The organism is Gloeocapsa sp. PCC 7428, assembly GCF_000317555.1.
In the GTDB taxonomy this organism is placed as follows: Bacteria; Cyanobacteriota; Cyanobacteriia; order Cyanobacteriales; family Chroococcidiopsidaceae; genus Chroogloeocystis.
This window is the reverse complement of record NC_019745.1, coordinates 4,883,124-4,899,636: the sequence shown is the minus strand read 5'-3', so window position 1 is coordinate 4,899,636 and position 16,513 is coordinate 4,883,124. Positions and strand designations below refer to the sequence as shown.

At 41.7% G+C, this 16,513-nt stretch carries 14 protein-coding genes; 10 read left to right on the top strand and 4 right to left on the bottom strand.

What is annotated here, in order from left to right:
• Positions 1-23 precede the first annotated feature (23 nt).
• From GLO7428_RS21570 to GLO7428_RS21540, 7 genes are all read left to right on the top strand, one after another.
• On the top strand, positions 24-1,121 hold the full coding sequence (locus tag GLO7428_RS21570; RefSeq protein WP_015190703.1) for a glycosyltransferase: 1,098 nt from the start codon (positions 24-26) through the stop codon (positions 1,119-1,121).
• Between the two features lie 47 nt (positions 1,122-1,168).
• A complete protein-coding gene (locus GLO7428_RS21565) occupies positions 1,169-2,506 on the top strand; it encodes an O-antigen polymerase (protein WP_015190702.1) in 1,338 nt (445 codons plus the stop codon).
• 2 nt (positions 2,507-2,508) lie between these two features.
• Entirely contained in the window at positions 2,509-3,651 is a 1,143-nt protein-coding gene (locus tag GLO7428_RS21560; protein ID WP_041919437.1) for a glycosyltransferase, read from the top strand.
• Positions 3,644-4,771, top strand: a complete 1,128-nt coding sequence (locus GLO7428_RS21555; protein WP_015190700.1) for a glycosyltransferase family 4 protein — start codon at positions 3,644-3,646, stop codon at positions 4,769-4,771. Before GLO7428_RS21560 ends, GLO7428_RS21555 begins: the two co-directional genes overlap by 8 nt.
• 262 nt (positions 4,772-5,033) lie before the next feature.
• Positions 5,034-6,149: a GNAT family N-acetyltransferase gene (locus GLO7428_RS21550; protein WP_015190699.1), complete on the top strand. Its 1,116-nt coding sequence runs from the start codon at positions 5,034-5,036 to the stop codon at positions 6,147-6,149.
• 54 nt (positions 6,150-6,203) lie between these two features.
• Positions 6,204-6,971: a class I SAM-dependent methyltransferase gene (locus tag GLO7428_RS21545; RefSeq protein ID WP_015190698.1), complete on the top strand. Its 768-nt coding sequence runs from the start codon at positions 6,204-6,206 to the stop codon at positions 6,969-6,971.
• A gap of 96 nt (positions 6,972-7,067) precedes the next feature.
• Positions 7,068-7,721 (top strand): sugar transferase, encoded by a 654-nt coding sequence (locus GLO7428_RS21540; RefSeq protein WP_015190697.1) that lies wholly within the window; start codon positions 7,068-7,070, stop codon positions 7,719-7,721.
• 5 nt (positions 7,722-7,726) lie between these two features.
• Here GLO7428_RS21540 and GLO7428_RS21535 read toward each other — a convergent pair whose 3' ends face one another.
• Positions 7,727-8,578, bottom strand: coding sequence for a hypothetical protein (locus GLO7428_RS21535; protein WP_015190696.1), 852 nt, complete (start codon positions 8,576-8,578; stop codon positions 7,727-7,729).
• Between the two features lie 122 nt (positions 8,579-8,700).
• Between GLO7428_RS21535 and GLO7428_RS21530 the strand changes: the two genes are divergently transcribed.
• On the top strand, positions 8,701-9,828 hold the full coding sequence (locus GLO7428_RS21530; RefSeq protein ID WP_015190695.1) for an aminotransferase class I/II-fold pyridoxal phosphate-dependent enzyme: 1,128 nt from the start codon (positions 8,701-8,703) through the stop codon (positions 9,826-9,828).
• 10 nt (positions 9,829-9,838) lie between these two features.
• Here GLO7428_RS21530 and GLO7428_RS21525 read toward each other — a convergent pair whose 3' ends face one another.
• Together GLO7428_RS21525 and GLO7428_RS21520 are read right to left on the bottom strand one after the other, a co-directional pair.
• A complete protein-coding gene (locus GLO7428_RS21525) occupies positions 9,839-12,025 on the bottom strand; it encodes a polysaccharide biosynthesis tyrosine autokinase (RefSeq protein ID WP_015190694.1) in 2,187 nt (728 codons plus the stop codon).
• A gap of 237 nt (positions 12,026-12,262) precedes the next feature.
• The gene (locus GLO7428_RS21520) at positions 12,263-13,594 is read right to left on the bottom strand and encodes a hypothetical protein (RefSeq protein ID WP_015190693.1); all 1,332 of its coding nucleotides are present in this window, start codon (positions 13,592-13,594) and stop codon (positions 12,263-12,265) included.
• Between the two features lie 194 nt (positions 13,595-13,788).
• On the opposite strand from GLO7428_RS21520, the gene GLO7428_RS21515 reads away from it, so the two are divergent.
• On the top strand, positions 13,789-14,268 hold the full coding sequence (locus tag GLO7428_RS21515) for a hypothetical protein (protein ID WP_015190692.1): 480 nt from the start codon (positions 13,789-13,791) through the stop codon (positions 14,266-14,268).
• 23 nt (positions 14,269-14,291) lie between these two features.
• Here GLO7428_RS21515 and GLO7428_RS21510 read toward each other — a convergent pair whose 3' ends face one another.
• Entirely contained in the window at positions 14,292-14,642 is a 351-nt protein-coding gene (locus tag GLO7428_RS21510) for a hypothetical protein (RefSeq protein ID WP_015190691.1), read from the bottom strand.
• A gap of 146 nt (positions 14,643-14,788) precedes the next feature.
• Here GLO7428_RS21510 and GLO7428_RS21505 point away from each other — a divergent pair, with 146 nt between their 5' ends.
• Entirely contained in the window at positions 14,789-16,504 is a 1,716-nt protein-coding gene (locus GLO7428_RS21505) for a hypothetical protein (protein ID WP_015190690.1), read from the top strand.
• The last annotated feature ends 9 nt before the right edge of the window (positions 16,505-16,513 follow it).

Sequence of the window (16,513 nt, the reverse complement as noted above, 5' to 3'; positions counted from 1 at the left end):
AAAGTTGTAACAGTTTGTCAGTAATGGATACGCAACGTATTTCTTTTTTTCTACCAGCTTTATACGGCGGTGGTGCAGAACGCGTAACAATTAATTTACTTAAAGGCTTCGTACAACGAGGTGTCTTGTGCGATTTAGTATTAGCTAGCGCGGAAGGACCTTATTTAGATCAAGTACCTCCGCAAGTACGTATAGTCAATTTAAATGCAGGCAGAGTCGTTAAAGCTATTCTACCTTTGTCGAATTACTTGCGCCGAGAAAAGCCTAAGGCGCTGGTGTCGCATCTTAATCATGCCAACGTTATAGCAATATTAGCAAAGAAATTAGTTCGCACCAAAACTCGTTTAATCGTGGTAGAACACAATACTTTATCTGCCGATCGCAGTAAGTTATGGCGAGGTAAACTAGTTCCACCTTTGATGAAGTTGTTTTATCCGCAGGCTGATGCGGTTATCGGTGTTTCGCAAGGCGTTGTGCATGATTTAGAAACATACTTAAAATTAGAATCAGGAAAAATTAGTGTCATCTATAATCCTGTGATCGATGATGTGCTACTCGCGCAGGCGACAGCATCTTTAGAACATCCGTGGTTTCAAAAAGATACTCTACCTGTATTTCTTGCTGTAGGAAGGTTATCTGAGCAGAAAGATTTTTTGACGTTAATTCAAGCATTTGCTTTGCTCAGACGCAACAAACACGCCCGTTTAGTCATTTTAGGCGAGGGAGAAGAACGCAGTAAACTCGAAGATGCGATCGCGTCTCTCGGTATTAGCCAAGATGTTGCTTTACCTGGTTTTGTGGCTAATCCATACGCGTATATGAGTCGGGCTAGCGCTTTTGTTCTTTCTTCACGCTGGGAAGGGCTACCAACTGTACTGATTGAAGCTATGGCTTGTGGTTGTCCGGTGATTGCAACCGATTGCCCAAGTGGTACTAGAGAGATTTTAGATGCCGGAGTGTATGGAAAGTTAGTTCCTGTTGGAGATGTGGGCGCTATGGCTTGGGCAATGCAACAGATTATAGACACTTCTACCGATCAGGATAGGTTAATTCAACGAGCGATGTGTTTTACAATTGACCGAGTCGTTCCCAAATATTTAACACTATTAAATCTTCCATAATATGCTTGCAGTAAACCGCTTAGTAAAATAGCCTAGGAGACTTCCTGATGCTGGATTCAGCTTACCTAGTTTTACTAGCTCTTATTGTCTTTATAGAAATATTTCGCGAGAAATCAAGTAAGTTTGATTTTCTCACTTTATTTAATATTTACTTTGCCTTGATGTATCCTTTGCCAGCATTTTTATTAGCTTTTGATTTTGCGAATGCGGCATCGTCATTAGGATTAGGGATATCGCTCTACACTAATAAACTTCAAACTGTTTTAGCAATTTTTGTTGGCTATTTTTTAGTGGTCATTAGTTTTTACTCTAAATCAGCTATAGACTGGGGCAAAAAAATTAGTTTAAGAACTCGGCGCAATAACTCAGTTCTCATCTATGCTATTGCGTTATTGTTATTTTCTAGCATCTCTATTTATGTATATGGTTTACAGTACGGTAGCTTTATCAATGCTTTATCGCAAGCCTCTTTAATTCGTGCGCGAGCAGTAGAAGGTGGGACACTTGTCTTTTTCAAGCATTTTACTTTGTTTGCAATGCCCGCTTCTTATTTATTAGGAGCGGTAGTGTTCTTTCAAAAAGATAAAAAAATTAATCCATTACTTATTATTGCTGTTTTTGTATTTTCAGTTATTGTTGCTGTAATTGCAATTACTTTGACTGGTGGACGCGGGTATCTTATCAACTATTTTTTATGTTTTTATTTAGTTTATATTCTAAAAAATAAGAGAATATCGTGGAGTTTTAATATATTATTCGGAATATTTGCCGTGTCTTTTCTATTATATGGCAAGGTCTTCTTTTTTAGTTTAACAGCGCTTCCTCAAGGATTAGATGCTGTTATTAATATATTCGTTAATACGATTGAGAATGGTTCAAATAATGGCTTTAACTTTTATCAATTCATGTATAATTTTCAGTTTCCTGTTCATTCATTAGAAGTCGCTTTATATCGAGATTATGAGTTCCGCTGGTTTGCAGATATTTTATATGCTATTGCTTCACTTATTCCCCAACGTTTGTTAGGAGTCGTCCCACCAGAAACGATTATGTACTATAACACTCAGTATATTTTAGGAAATAATGATTTTAGTATTCCTACGGGTTTTCTGGCGTTTGGGGTTTATAGTATGTGGTGGCCAGGGCTTTTTATTGTTGCTTTCACTTACGGTTGGATTGGTCGCTGTTTGCAAACTATGTTGATTAAACACGTCAATCAAATATTTTGGATGCCTTTTATGTATACAGCGATCGCTCAAATTTGGATGGATTTTTTATCGAGCGATCCAGAAACTTTTATCCAAGGCTACTTTGCATTTTTAACAGGGATTGGGCTACTTTTTTTACTTTACAGTAATATTTCTGTTGCTCAACAGAAAGCATGAATATGCTGATTGATACAAACGATCAAAAAGTTATAGTGCATATCATTACTGGGCTATCTACTGGTGGTGCAGAAACAGTGCTTTATAACTTGTTATCCAGAACAGATCAAGTCAAGTTTAAGCCAGTCGTTGTTTCCTTGATGGATCGCGGTACGTTAGGCGATCGCATTTCAGTATTAGATATTCCTGTCTATACACTAGGTATGCAGCCAGGAATGTTACCGACACCCGATATTCTCTGGAAATTAATTCGCACTGTACGTCGATTGCAACCCAGTTTAATTCAAGGGTGGATGTATCATGGCAATTTGGCCGCGCAATTTGCTAGTCGTTTTTTCTTGCCAAAAGTACCAGTCATTTGGGGAATTCATCACTCGATTGCGCAACTCGATGCTGAAAAACAAATGACACAAGCAATCGTCAAATTGAGCGCCAAAATATCTCACTTACCCAAAAAGGTAGTTTTTGTCTCTCAGACAAGCAAAGCGCAGCACGCGGCATTAGGATATTGTCCGTACAATAGCTGCGTCATTCCTAATGGTTTTGATACAATACAGTTTCAACCTTCATGTGAGGCGAGATCAGAAGTTCGCACGAGTTTAGGATTAGCTGCGGACACGTTATTAATCGGATTGTTCTGTCGTTATCATCCGATGAAAGATCATGCAAATTTTTTTCATGCAGCCGCACTTCTGACTAAGAAATATGCAAATGTTCATTTTTTGTTAGCTGGTACTGATATCACTCCCAAAAACCAAAACTTGCAACAACTTATTGATAACTTAGGGCTGTCTCAAGTTCATCTTTTAGGTGAACGCAGTGATATTCCGCAGCTCATGGCGGCTCTCGATATTGCAACTTTGGCATCTGCCTACGGTGAGGCATTTCCTTTAGTAATTGGTGAGGCGATGGCGTGTGGTATACCGTGTGTTGTGACCGATGTCGGCGATTCTAAGTGGATTGTCGGCGATACAGGAATAGTCGTACCACCAAAAAATCCTCAAGCCCTGGCGGATGCTTGGCAAGAATTGATAGTACTTGGAACAACAGCTAGAACCGCTTTAGGAAAAGCAGCAAGAACAAGAGTTCAAGAAAATTTTGCCCTCGATATGGTTGTCGCACAATATCAAGCTTTGTATGCCTAAACTTTTGATAGTTACGACGATTCCAGCTACCGTACGCGCGTTTCTTCTACCGTATATTGCGCATTTTCGCGCCCAAGGTTGGCAAGTCGATGCTATGGCACAGGGAATTACCGACTGTTCTGAGTGTACAACGGCGTGCGATCGCGTTTGGGATGTTGAGTGGTCGCGCAACCCCCTCAATCCACGCAATTTCATCGATGCACCGCGCCAAATTCAGCAAGTTCTGGCGCAACAAAATTACGATTTCGTCCACGTTCATACACCAGTTGCGGCGTTTGTTACGCGTTATACGATCAATCGTTGGCAAAACTCAACAAAACCAAAAGTCATTTACACAGCGCATGGTTTCCACTTCTACCGTGGTGGATCGTCAGTCAAAAATACGATCTTTCTGACACTAGAAAAACTGGCGGGGCGCTGGACAGATTATCTTATCGTTATTAATCGTGAAGACGAACAAGCTGCCAAGCAGTACCAAATTGTGCCTGCGGCAAAAATCCGCTATATGCCAGGAATTGGGGTTGATACAAAGTACTATAGTCCGCAAGCAGTTGCTCACACTGATGTTATACAGCTACGCGAAGAATTAGGGCTAACGCCAGAAAATCCACTCTTTTTGTCAATTGCAGAATTTATTCCGCGCAAGCGTCATTGCGATCTTCTCCAAGCCTTTGCTTTGTTGAAACCACACGCCCACCTAGCATTAGCAGGTACAGGAGTATTACAATCACAGATGCAAAGTTTAGCTACTGAGTTGGGAATTGCTGAACGCGTTCATTTTCTTGGTTTGCGACGCGATATTCCAGTTTTAATTCGCGCTTCAGTCGCAACCGTACTTGTGTCAGCGCAAGAAGGATTACCCCGAAGCGTGATGGAGTCTCTCAGCTTAGAGGTTCCGGTTATTGGTACACAAATTAGAGGTATTCAAGATTTATTGACATCGGAACTTTTAGTTCCGCTAGGAGACATTACCGAAATCGCACGGGTAATGAATTGGGTATTGGAACATCCGCAAGCTGCACAAAATTTAGGCAAGAAAGGACGCGATCGCATGACTAATTATGACTTACGCCAAATTATTGCCATGCATGAAAAACTCTACGCTGAAGCCCTGTTATGAATTTCTATAGCGATCTGAAGTTCCCTAGTTTTGGGCGGTTTAGGAGGCGATCGCCGCATCTTTAATGCTTGCAGCACACTCAACTCCTTGCGCTCAAACTTAATTTATTTATCATCTTAGATATGTATCGCTATGACGCTTTAAAATCGAAAATTCTTATCACAGCAACAATGTGGAGAAGCCAGAGATACATAATTAGTTAAAATATTTACAACTTGAGAGAAAAATATCAATTTACTGCGATCGCAGTGAGCAGATTCAAATGAAAAGCTGCTACAAGGCTCAAACGCAAAACCCTTTATCATTGAATAAATCAATAAATTGTCAAGTTCTTGACTTGACAAATCCTTTGTGGAGACTGACTTTAGATAACTTACGTCACGATATTTATCATCTACCTGAATACGTAGCTTTGGAAGCACAAAGAATTAATGCTATTGCTGAAGCTATTTTGATTACTGAAGGTGATAAAGTCTTCTTCGTTCCTTATTTGTTACGCTCGTGTCATGCTCTATTTGCACATCAGCTTGAAGTAGAAGTTTTTGATATCATCTCTCCTTACGGCTACCCAGGAATTCTACTCAACGATGCAGCTAGCACACCAGAATTTCTTAATACCGCTTTTGAGGGGTTTGTTCACCAGCTATCTCATAAAAAAGTCTGTTCAGCTTTTGTGCGCCTTCACCCCATACTCAATCAAAATTTGGAATATCCATGCTGTAAACTCAACGGTGAAACTGTTTCAGTTGATTTAAAACTATCGCTGGCAGAAATATGGCATCAAACCCGCCCAGAACATCGCAATAAAATCAACAAAACTAAACGTATTGGAATGACAGCCAAAATAGTACCGTTTGCAGAATACATTGATATTTTTATCGATCTTTACGAACAAACGATGGATCGCGTAGGTGCAACACAGTCTTACTACTTTGGCAGAGATTACTTTATTCAACTATCGCAAGCATTAAAGGATAATTTACACTTGTGTGTTGTGGAATTAAATGATGAAATCATTTGTGGTGGCATATTTACTGAAGCTTGTGGCATAGTTCAGTATCACTTAGGCGGAACAAAATCAGCTTTTTTAAAACAAGCACCAAGTAAACTTATGTTTGATTATGTTCGTACTTGGGCAAAAGAACGCGGTAACGAATTTTTGCACCTTGGTGGAGGAGTTGGAGGCGCAAAAGATAGTTTGTACCATTTTAAAGCTGGCTTTTCTAAACAAAGACATCCTTTCTCGACTATTCGTTTAGTTGTGGATCAGAAAAACTACGACAACTTAGTGCAAGTGCGCGCGAAAGCCTTGGGTACTTCGGTTACAGAGTTACTAAATTCTGACTTTTTCCCTGCTTATCGAGCAACTTGTATTTAAGAAAACAATTGCAAAAACTAAATAATTGAACGTCGATTAGTTAACAACTTAGCCATGTCACCAGTTAACAATAAACAAATATACAGTACTGTAGAATTTGACGCTTGGGCGTACGGAGAAAATCTACTTGATGAGGAAAAGTATCTTATAGAAACTTATTTAAGTAAAGAAGGAAAAACGCTAGAAGCAGGTACTGGAGGCGGTAGAATTTTATTAGAAATGAAAAAAATGGGATTTAAGTCCCTCTACGGCTATGATTATATGCCTGAGTATATTGAGCAAGCTCAACAAAAAGATTCTGAATCTAGTGTTTGTTTTGCAGTGCAGGATGCAACACAATTAAAGTATGCAGATTCTAGCTTCGATCAAATTATTTATTTGCAGCAAATTATAAGTTCCATTGAAGATAGAGTTGGAAGAAGCAAGGCAATTCAGCAAGCATACCGAGTTTTAAAAAAGCAAGGAATCGGTTTGTTTTCGTTTCTTTGCCTTGATTCGAGAATGCACAGCGTTAAATACTTGCCATTTTTAATGTATCTCAATACAACTAGAAAGCTGCGTGGTTCGCATCATTCACTGCACTACCTTCCTTGGCTAAAATTAGGTGGAAGACCTAACTGGAATGCGCTATGCGATCGCAAACCTTATATGTATTGGTATAGTCTACACGAGGCAGTTCAAGCTTTAACTACAGTAGGTTTTACAATAATAGCAATTGGCTCTAGCTATCAAATGCAACAGCGACAAATGTACGCATCGCATGAAAGTTTAGTTGATGAACCGCTTAAAGGAATGCTTTACTGTGTTTGTCAAAAAAATTGAAAAAATTGTTTTCTTAGGCGGTTGTTTTGTTTAGTATTAAGCTGATCAGCTTAACAAAATGGTATGCGTTGATTTTCTAAAAAGAGTGGATTACGGATGAAGAGTAAGACATCTAGTTATCTTTATTATTTAAGCCGTATAGGAAAATCTTTAATAGATAAGATCGCGGCAATTATTGCTTTAAGTTTGTTGTCTCCGGTTATGTTGGGAGTGGCGATCGCGATTGTTACTCAGATTGGGCAACCAATTTTTTTCACGCAGCCGCGCCCTGGTAAAGATGGCAAAATTTTTAACTTCTACAAGTTTCGCTCGATGTCAAACGCCTGTGATGTTCAAGGAAACTTGCTTCCTGATGAACAACGTCTAACGCCAATCGGGCAATTTTTACGCCGCACGAGTTTAGACGAGTTACCACAACTGTGGAATGTGCTTAAAGGCGATATGAGCATTGTTGGTCCCCGCCCGTTACTTGTTAAATACCTTGAGCGTTACACTCCTGAGCAATCGCGTCGTCATGAGGTTAAGCCTGGTATCACTGGTTTAGCACAAATCAATGGACGAAATACACTTTCTTGGGAAGAAAGATTCAAACTCGATGTTTGGTACGTTGATAATTGGAGTTTGTGGCTCGATCTCAAAATTCTTGCGCTGACGGTGTGGAAAGTCATACAGCGTGAAGGTATTACTCAACAAGGTTGTGCTACGTGCGAAGAATTTCAAGGACAAAATCAGGATCAAGCAGCAACGTAAAAGCGTTATTCGTTCCCAGTCAAGCGATAGTATACATGGGGATAGCGCTGGCGGATGAAGCTGCTAACAATTGAATTCAAGCCTACATAAGCCGGAATATGTTTTACCGGAAATCCTATACTATCTTTGTAAACACATAGCGCTTGATCCTCACGCGAATGTAGACCGTTGACAACCTCATGAATTTTGCCACTGCGACGACAAACTTGTACGAATTCATAAATAAGTCCACTATTGATATTAGTTATCAACGCTTCAGTCGCAACATAGAGGTTTTCAAAGTAGGCTACCCCGTCAACAGCATAGCCACTAATGTATCCACCAAGTCGATCGCCAATGATACCTGCGAGAACTAACCGATGCTGAGGATCGATGTAATTGGTAAGGTTGACAACGTATTCCTGCCGCGAAGGGGCTTTTAAATATTGAGTTCGCTTTGCTGCCGAAGAAACAACTTCGTATCCTTGGTTTTGTAAGATCGTGGGGTTAGTGAGTTCGATAATTTTAGTTCGTTTTTGACACCGACGCAGATTATGCCGCCGATTTGACGAAAAGTTTTGCAGATCGTAGCTATGAAGATCCGATAAAATATGAACGGGAATTGAACCATTACTCATTACGGAATCAGCCTCGCTTAAAGCTGCCCGAAATCCCCAACACCATTGCGTCGGCTTTGTCGCCTGTTCAGCACTCAAGCGCGCAAGCAAGTGGACGGGTTGATAGAAGCCAGGGCGTATTCTTTCCCAGTAACGATCGCGATGCGAGATGATGTGAAAACCCTGCTGGCGACGCCAGCTAGCCATTTCTATTTCGGTCATCGATACAATACTTGCTGCGGCAACTTCTCGCGCTTGCACTGATTTCTCCTTAAGTTGTGCTGATATTGCCTATCATGGATTCTAGGCTCTCTTAAGCCAAAATGTCAGGATTTGTTAACTTAACTTAGTCAACCACTCGTACATAACAATCAAGCCAAGTCGTGATTAAACCAATTCTCCTTTCGACACCACACATGGGCGATCGCGAACTAGAGTTCGTTAGAGAAGCTTTTGAGACGAATTGGATTGCGCCTGTGGGCCCGCACGTTGATGCGTTTGAGCAAGAATTCTGTCAAACGATTGGCGCAAGTCATGCGGCGGCGGTTAGTTCTGGAACCGCAGCGTTGCATCTAGCATTGCGACTTGTGGGGATTGAACCAGGGGATGAAGTGATTTGCTCGACACTCACATTTATTGCAACAGCAAGCCCGATTACTTATTTGGGAGCAAAACCGATATTTATCGATAGCGATCGCACTTCGTGGAATATGAATCCCGATTTGTTGCGGGAAACTTTAGCAAAGCAAGCGCATCGGGGAAAGTTACCTAAAGCTGTCGTTGTTGTCCATCTTTACGGACAAAGTGCAGATCTCGCTCCAATCGTTGAGGTGTGTAACGAGTACGAAATTCCGCTGATTGAAGATGCTGCGGAGGCGTTGGGTGCGACGTACAAAGGGCGATCGCCAGGAACATTTGGGCGAATTGGGATTTTTTCATTTAATGGCAACAAAATTATCACAACCTCTGGCGGGGGAATGTTAGTGTCTGAAGACGCTGATTTAGTCGCCAAAGCGCGTTTTTTAGCAACACAAGCGAGAGATCCTGCACCCCACTACCAGCACTCGGAAATTGGTTACAACTACCGCTTGAGTAATGTTTTAGCCGGAATCGGGCGCGGACAACTGCAAGTTTTAGCAGAACGCGTCGCTGCCCGACGGCGTAATTTTGCCGCTTATCAGCAGGCGTTGGGCTTACCTGGGATTGAATTTATGCCAGAAGCTGCTTTTGGACGTGCGACGCGCTGGTTAACTTGTTTGACAGTTGATGCTAATGCGTTTGGAGTCGATCGCGAGCAAATTCGTGTAGCACTAGCGCAACAACAAATCGAAGTTCGCCCAGTCTGGAAGCCGTTACACCTGCAACCAGTATTTAGCGAATGTGAGTGCATTGGTGGCGCGATCGCTGAAGATTTGTTTAACAACGGTTTATGTTTGCCATCCGGTTCTAATTTAACTCTTGAAGAATTAGAACGCGTGATTCAGGCGATCGCTGCACTTCACCAACGCTGATAGCTCCAATTTATCTTTTATGGCTGTGCTGCGACACCGTTTGTCGCGTTGTATCGCCGTTGTAGTATTCCTGGGAAAAGTAGTAGTAGCTGTGCGGTTCGTTTTCTGGAATCACACCATTGATGACTTGTCCGAGGACGTGCTGTCCAGATTGTGCGAGAAACTCTTTAGCAAAAGTTGCACTTGCCGAATCAACGACTCCAGGACGGACAACGAGTAAAACACCATCAGCCATTTTGCCTAAAATCGGTGCGATCGCATCGACATTTAACGCCGGAGTATCAATAATTGTAAAATCATAATTCTCAGAAAACATCGTTGCTAGGTTAGCCATGCGCTGCGATTCGAGTAAGGCTACTGGATTAGGCGGTGTAGATCCCGCAGTCAAGACATGGATATTGTCGATAACTTGCTTGACAACCGCAGGAAACTCTACCTGTCCAACTAACAGATTACTCAAACCTGACTGATTTGGTAGTTCCCAAATTTGATGCTGCGTAGGGCGAAGCATATCAGCATCAACCAGGAGTACTCTTCGTCCTAATTGCGCCATTGACGCGGCTAAGTTTGCAGAGACAGTTGATTTACCTTCTTGGGGAACTGAACTTGTAACGACAACAACTTTAATTTGTTTATCAGAACTCAAAAACATCAAATTCGCTTGCAGCATTCGATATGCAGCACTCATTGGAGAACGCGGTGCAGCTTGCAGCATTCCTGGGGTGTAGGTTTCTGACTCTCCAGCAATTGAGGGACTTTCCGAGTTCTTAGAAATGGGAATCACGCCTAAAGGTGTAAAGCCTAAAACTTGCTTTGCTTGCTCTACAGTTTGCAGCGATTTATCTCTGGCTTCGAGTAACAAAGCTGTAGCGATCGCAAACGCACCACTGACGAGTAATCCGGTAACAATAAATAAAGGCTGACGCGAATTGACAGGTTCATCGGGAATTGTAGCGGCGGCGATTACCCGTGCATTACCTACTTTCTGATTTTCGGCGATGCGACTTTCCTGTAATTTTTGCGATAGTAATGAATATGCCGATTGTGCTGCTTCTAACTCGCGTTCTAATTCGCGCTGCCTTTGTTCTAACTGCGGAACGTTGTTGAGTTTTTGCGTATATTGTGCTTGTAGTTCGGATAAAGCCGAGAGTTGACTGCTTAAACCTAAACGTCTTGCTTCTGAATTTGCCAATTGCTGTGTCAAGTTTTGCTCGTACGGGCTAATTTGTCCATTAGTTGCTTGTTGCAGGTTAGTATTAACAGCACGTTGCGTTCGTTGTTGTAATAAACGCTCTAAGTCAGCTTTGCGCGATCGCAGCGCGACAAGGGTAGGATGATCTTCGCGAAAACGGCTTTCATCCGTAACGATTTGCGCTTCTACCTGTTGAATTTCTTTGAGTAACTCTTGTACTCCAGGAGTCTGGCTAATCGATGTCTCTACACCTGCGGTTGTTAGATCTCTGCCTAACTCTTTTTGTAAAAGTGCTGACTGCGCTTTGGCATCGGCGAGTTGCGTTTGTGTCGCGTTAATTTGTTTTTGCAGTTCAGTATTGATATCAACGGCAGCGCGGCGTTCTTCTTCTGCGGCAACGATTTTGTTTTCTTCTTTGAACGATCGCAATGCTAATTCTGCTTGGTTGAGGGTTTCTCTGGCTCTAGGGATTTGATTTTCAATAAACTCGCGCGCGGCTACGGCTTCTGTGCGGCTACTGAGAAAATTATTTTCTAAATATACCGCCATCAGGGTATTGACAACAGCAACAGCAGTTTCTGGATTGCGATCTTGATAAGAGATTTGCAAGATATCCGTACCCCGAATGTTACTCACATTGAGATTATTCAGAAACTGATTCAATCTCAGGGGATTACCATTTGCATCTCTAAGATCCAATCTTTGCAATGCTTTTTCGGCAACTTGTACCGAACGAATAATTTCTGCCTCTGTATCTAGAGGATTATTTTGCTGTTGCAGAGGATCTAATTGTCCAATGTTTGTTTCTACGCCAGTAATTGAAGAAGTTGCATTTCCTCTTCTAAACAAGAGTTTTCCTTCCGCAATGTATTGCGGCTTTTGGAGTATCAAGCCCAGCATAAATAGCGAAAGAACTGATCCAAATGCAACCGAGGAAGGTAGCCACTGCCGCTTGAGGATGCGCCAGTAACGTTGGAACCCTCCAGTAGATTCCCTAGATTCCATAATTCACTTGTAGAAAGGTTTTCCGATGAATGTAGGAAATTATTCTTAGTAGATCCTACCGCAATATATTGTTTGATTGAACTACAGGATTTAGCAATAATGTACTAACCAGGTGGATATAACTAAACATCTACTTGTTGGGTAATCGGTACTGTTTAATCAATTACCAGTTACCAATAACCAACCTTTTAGTGACCTTTACTTTCATCCACTGACTTACAGTAGACAGATTTACCATCAAGATTTTCCTCCTGTATTATCCACCGATTCTTGATCGCCACGCGACTGTGATAATCGGCGTTGCCATTGGGCATCTAGTTTGTCGGAGCGTTCTACTTCTTGTTCTAGCAGATCTGTTTCCGTACTGTAGATTAAATCTTCCTGAGTAATCACTGTATTCGCACCAAATTGTTGCGCATAGGACATTTTTTGTTGTAACGTCGCATCAGGAATGGCTAAAGTTCCGGCTCTGAGTTGTCGCTGACGATTGCGATCGCTAATTCGTCGATTCCGCCCTTTGATCCAGAAATAGCGCACGAGGGGAACGGCTAAGAACGCAGTACCGTAGCCCAGAAGTAACCAATAAATTCCTTGCGCAAACGCGACTAACCCTCCCAATTCAGCCGCGATCGCGCCATCGGCTAATAAATATCCTAAAAATACCGCACCGACAAAGTTTAATAATCCTAACCCTGCGGCTAAGGCAATTTGTCCTGAACTTGCCGCACTAAAGCGCCAGAGTGACTCTTGTAAGAACGGTGCAACCGCACGCGATCGCTGTTGCGCTGCACTGACTTGTAATTCGGGAAAGTGATAGACTAACTGTCCCTGGGGACTAACTGCCGGTTGTCCGTTAAAACGCGTGAGTACGGGTAACATATAATCTTCGTACTCTTGTGCGTACCCCGAACCGATATCATCAAGATACGGCGCAATTTGTTCTGCAACAACGGCACCAGAGTTATTCCGAATGACAGTTGCGATCGATTGCCAGCGCTGTTCTTCTAAGTTAGCGTTGGGATTGCCATCACCGAATAAAAACGAGAAGATCGCTTCTAAAAAATTAAGTTCGTTTTTTTCGCGGCGTCGTTGTTGGTAACGCGTATCGTAGTCTGGGTAAAGAAACCAATACCAATTAGGACCAATCCAAAAGTGGGGCATATACACCATACCACCACTCGAATGATTGCCGCGATCGTCGTTATCGCGATTTATCATACTGATAATAATAAAAATGCTGAGAAAAATAATTGCGATCGACAGTAACAAAACAATACCGAAGGAAATCCGAATCAAGTAAAATAAAATACGCCAAACTCTTTGCCACCAAGCTTGTAGTCGTAATCTCCAAAACTTGTTTCGCAAAACTGTGCGGAGATTTTTGGGAAACTGATAGACAATTTCACCTGATTCAGCAACTTGCATATGTCCACCAGCTTCGGAAGCAAGCATTAATAATCCCTGCTGTGCCAAGCTGACGTTTAATCCTGATTGCGTAGCAACATCTCCAACCGTAACGCGGTAGCCTAGTTGCTCTACAGCTTGCATAATTGTGGGATTTGGAGCCATGATATCCTCAGTCAAAAATCAGCTTCCTATCTACCAGTATAAAGTTCTGCCTTTTGGCGGTTGAACTGTTTGATAAATTGCAACTTGCGATCGCGCCACAATCGCTTACGTTACAATGTGTTTCTCACCTTGCTAAAACAAGTATTCATAACAATTAAACTCAGCAGTACTAGATAATATTTAACGAATGACTTATGGTTAAGTACACTTTGCCGCAAAGCCCAGAAATTATCCTGAATGTTCCTGGCAAAGATTCGGCAAAAGCACGAGATAAAGCAATGGATCAGCTAATGGAACTTATGGATGAAGGTAAGTTACCTACTGATCTCGCCGAAGGTTTTAGTTCTCAACAGTTAATTGAGGTAAAAGAAGCAGCCACAGATACCACGAGTGATGAAGATGCCGTGACGCAAGCAGTACAAGTTTTGAGTAATCTTGCTACGCTTAAGCTCAAAGTGCAAGAATCGCGCGAAGAAGCAATGGCTGTACGTGCTGCGATTGATGTATTGTTTACAGATAAATCTGTCAGCGAAGAGGAAATTACTCGGATCAAAGAAGGCTTCAAAGCATTAAAAAACTTTGCGCAAGTGAATTTGCGTTATCAAGAAGCAAGATCCAAAGCCGAAGAAGCGCGGAATATACTCGATCGCGCTTTAAAATCGGCAGAGTCTTAAATAGCAGGCTTCTAGATTCTCAGCTATAGACGTTTTTCTAAAGTAGAAACTCGCTTTTCTAGGTTGTTAACTTGTTGCTTGACTTCTACTACGAGCGTTGCTAATCTATCAAACGTTTGATCTTGGCTCAATTGCGCTCTTGGTCCTGGTGGTGCTGGTGTAATTGTTGATGGTGTTCGCGGTGATTGTCCGCCGCGCGATTGATTGAGTTGGGCTTCAATACGGTTGAGTCGCGATTGCACACCGCGAAGATCGACTTCTAGGGCATTAATGCGTGATTGCGCTTGTGACGCCGCTGGATCGACGAGTAAATTTCCCCATACAAAGACGACGGCGATCGCCGCAAGACTAAACCAGATAATTTTTCTAAACATTGTTGTTGAATGCGAAGGTAAACCGCTAGTTTTGACGCCGAGTTGTTACAAAAAGTCTTCCTATTGACGAAAGGAGAATTCTCATAGACAATCGCTGTACTTCAACTTTAACTAATGCCAATGTGTATTAATCAGCGATCGCGGTCATGCTAACGCACCTGCATAAACTTCTCTCACCGCAGAACACTAAGTCTAGCATTCAGATTAAATTCTGGTTAAGTCTAAGTCTCGTCTTGACCGCTGTTTATGGCATTCTAGCGCTTCAGCAAGCTTTTAGCAGTGAGTATGTAGTGCAAGATGATGCGCGACAACACGTTTTCTGGATGCGGCGGTTTTTAAACTCGAAATTATTTCCAAATGATTTAACTGCTGACTATTTTCAGTCAGTCGCACCCCTAGGATACACAATTCTATATCGCAGCTTCGCTGTTGTAGGAATTGATCCGCTGTGGTTAAGTAAAATTTTACCACTAATTTTAGGATTAATGACAGCAAGTTACAGCTTTGGTGTTTGTTTACAAATATTACCTCTACCTATAACTGGGTTTATTGGAGCAATTCTTCTTAATCAAAATTTGTGGATGCAAGATGGCTTAATTTCAGCTACACCAAAAGCGTTTATTTATCCCTTATTTTTAGCATTTCTTTATTACTTTTTGCAACGTTCTTTGCTACCTTGTTTAGTTGCGATCGCACTTTTAGGATTATTTTATCCCTCATTAATTTTTGTTTGTATTCTCATTTTGCTTTTTCAGTTTTTTCATTGGCGACGGTGGCGATTACAACTAGCTTTTAATCGTCAAAAATACATCAGCATCGCCGGAATTGGAGTAGCAATTTTAGTTCTTTTACCCTATGCACTTTCTTCGAGTGAATTTGCACCAACGATCGCCGCATTGACTGCAAGAACTTTACCTGAATTCTTACCAGGAGGAAGAAGCAGCTTTTTTATCAACGATGCTTGGGAGTTTTGGTTTAATGCGAGTCGCAGCGGTATGCGGTTAACTTCGGCATTAATGCCACCACTAGTTTATACTGGGCTATTGCTACCAATTATGTTACGGTTTCCATCGCAGTTTCCTTTAGCAACTAAAATTCGCCCTACTATTATTCTCTTACCACAGATGATACTTGCATCTTTGGTCATGTTTTTCGCTGCCCATGCGCTGATATTTAAACTGCATCTTCCTAGCCGCTATACGCAGCATAGTTTGCGGATTATCTTGACAACCGCCGCCGCGATCGCCTTAACGTTGTTACTCGATACTCTCTTGCAGCGATCGCGCACTTCTCGTGGAAGGATACTTGACTACTTAAAACGTGCTTTTGCGTGTGTAATTGCTATTGTTTTGATATTTTATCCATCCACATTAAATCAGTTTTTATGGACAGGTTATATTGTAGGAAATAATCCTAGTTTATATCAGTTTTTTCAACAGCAACCACCAGATATTATTATTGCTTCGCTAGCAGATGAGGCTAATAATTTACCTACTTTTGCTCAGCGGTCTATTCTCGTTGGCAGTGAATATGCTATTCCCTATCATTGGGGATACTATCGTCAATTTCGTCAGCGTACGCTCGATCTCATTCAGGCGCAGTATAGCCAAGATTTAACTGAGGTGCAGCAATTCATTCAAAAATATAATATTGATTTTTGGCTATTAGAAAAGAACGCTTTTACTCCAGCGTATGTGACAAGCGATCGCTGGATAAGACAATTTCAACCACTTGCTACAACTATATCTCAACAACTACAGCAGCAAGCCCCAGCTTTAAGTAAATTTACCACCCAATGTACTGTTTTTGAAGTTGATAACTTTATTGTTCTACAAGCACAATGTATTCAAACACAATCTTAATGATATGAA

Coding starts and splice junctions, on each gene's coding strand:
- GLO7428_RS21510 (WP_015190691.1), bottom strand. CDS start 14,642: ATGTTTAGAAAAATTATCTGGTTTAGTCTTGCGGCGATCGCCGTCGTC.
- GLO7428_RS21540 (WP_015190697.1), top strand. CDS start 7,068: ATGAAGAGTAAGACATCTAGTTATCTTTATTATTTAAGCCGTATAGGA.
- GLO7428_RS21520 (WP_015190693.1), bottom strand. CDS start 13,594: ATGGCTCCAAATCCCACAATTATGCAAGCTGTAGAGCAACTAGGCTAC.
- GLO7428_RS21545 (WP_015190698.1), top strand. CDS start 6,204: ATGTCACCAGTTAACAATAAACAAATATACAGTACTGTAGAATTTGAC.
- GLO7428_RS21515 (WP_015190692.1), top strand. CDS start 13,789: ATGGTTAAGTACACTTTGCCGCAAAGCCCAGAAATTATCCTGAATGTT.
- GLO7428_RS21565 (WP_015190702.1), top strand. CDS start 1,169: ATGCTGGATTCAGCTTACCTAGTTTTACTAGCTCTTATTGTCTTTATA.
- GLO7428_RS21550 (WP_015190699.1), top strand. CDS start 5,034: ATGAAAAGCTGCTACAAGGCTCAAACGCAAAACCCTTTATCATTGAAT.
- GLO7428_RS21560 (WP_041919437.1), top strand. CDS start 2,509: ATGCTGATTGATACAAACGATCAAAAAGTTATAGTGCATATCATTACT.
- GLO7428_RS21525 (WP_015190694.1), bottom strand. CDS start 12,025: ATGGAATCTAGGGAATCTACTGGAGGGTTCCAACGTTACTGGCGCATC.
- GLO7428_RS21505 (WP_015190690.1), top strand. CDS start 14,789: ATGCTAACGCACCTGCATAAACTTCTCTCACCGCAGAACACTAAGTCT.
- GLO7428_RS21555 (WP_015190700.1), top strand. CDS start 3,644: ATGCCTAAACTTTTGATAGTTACGACGATTCCAGCTACCGTACGCGCG.
- GLO7428_RS21570 (WP_015190703.1), top strand. CDS start 24: ATGGATACGCAACGTATTTCTTTTTTTCTACCAGCTTTATACGGCGGT.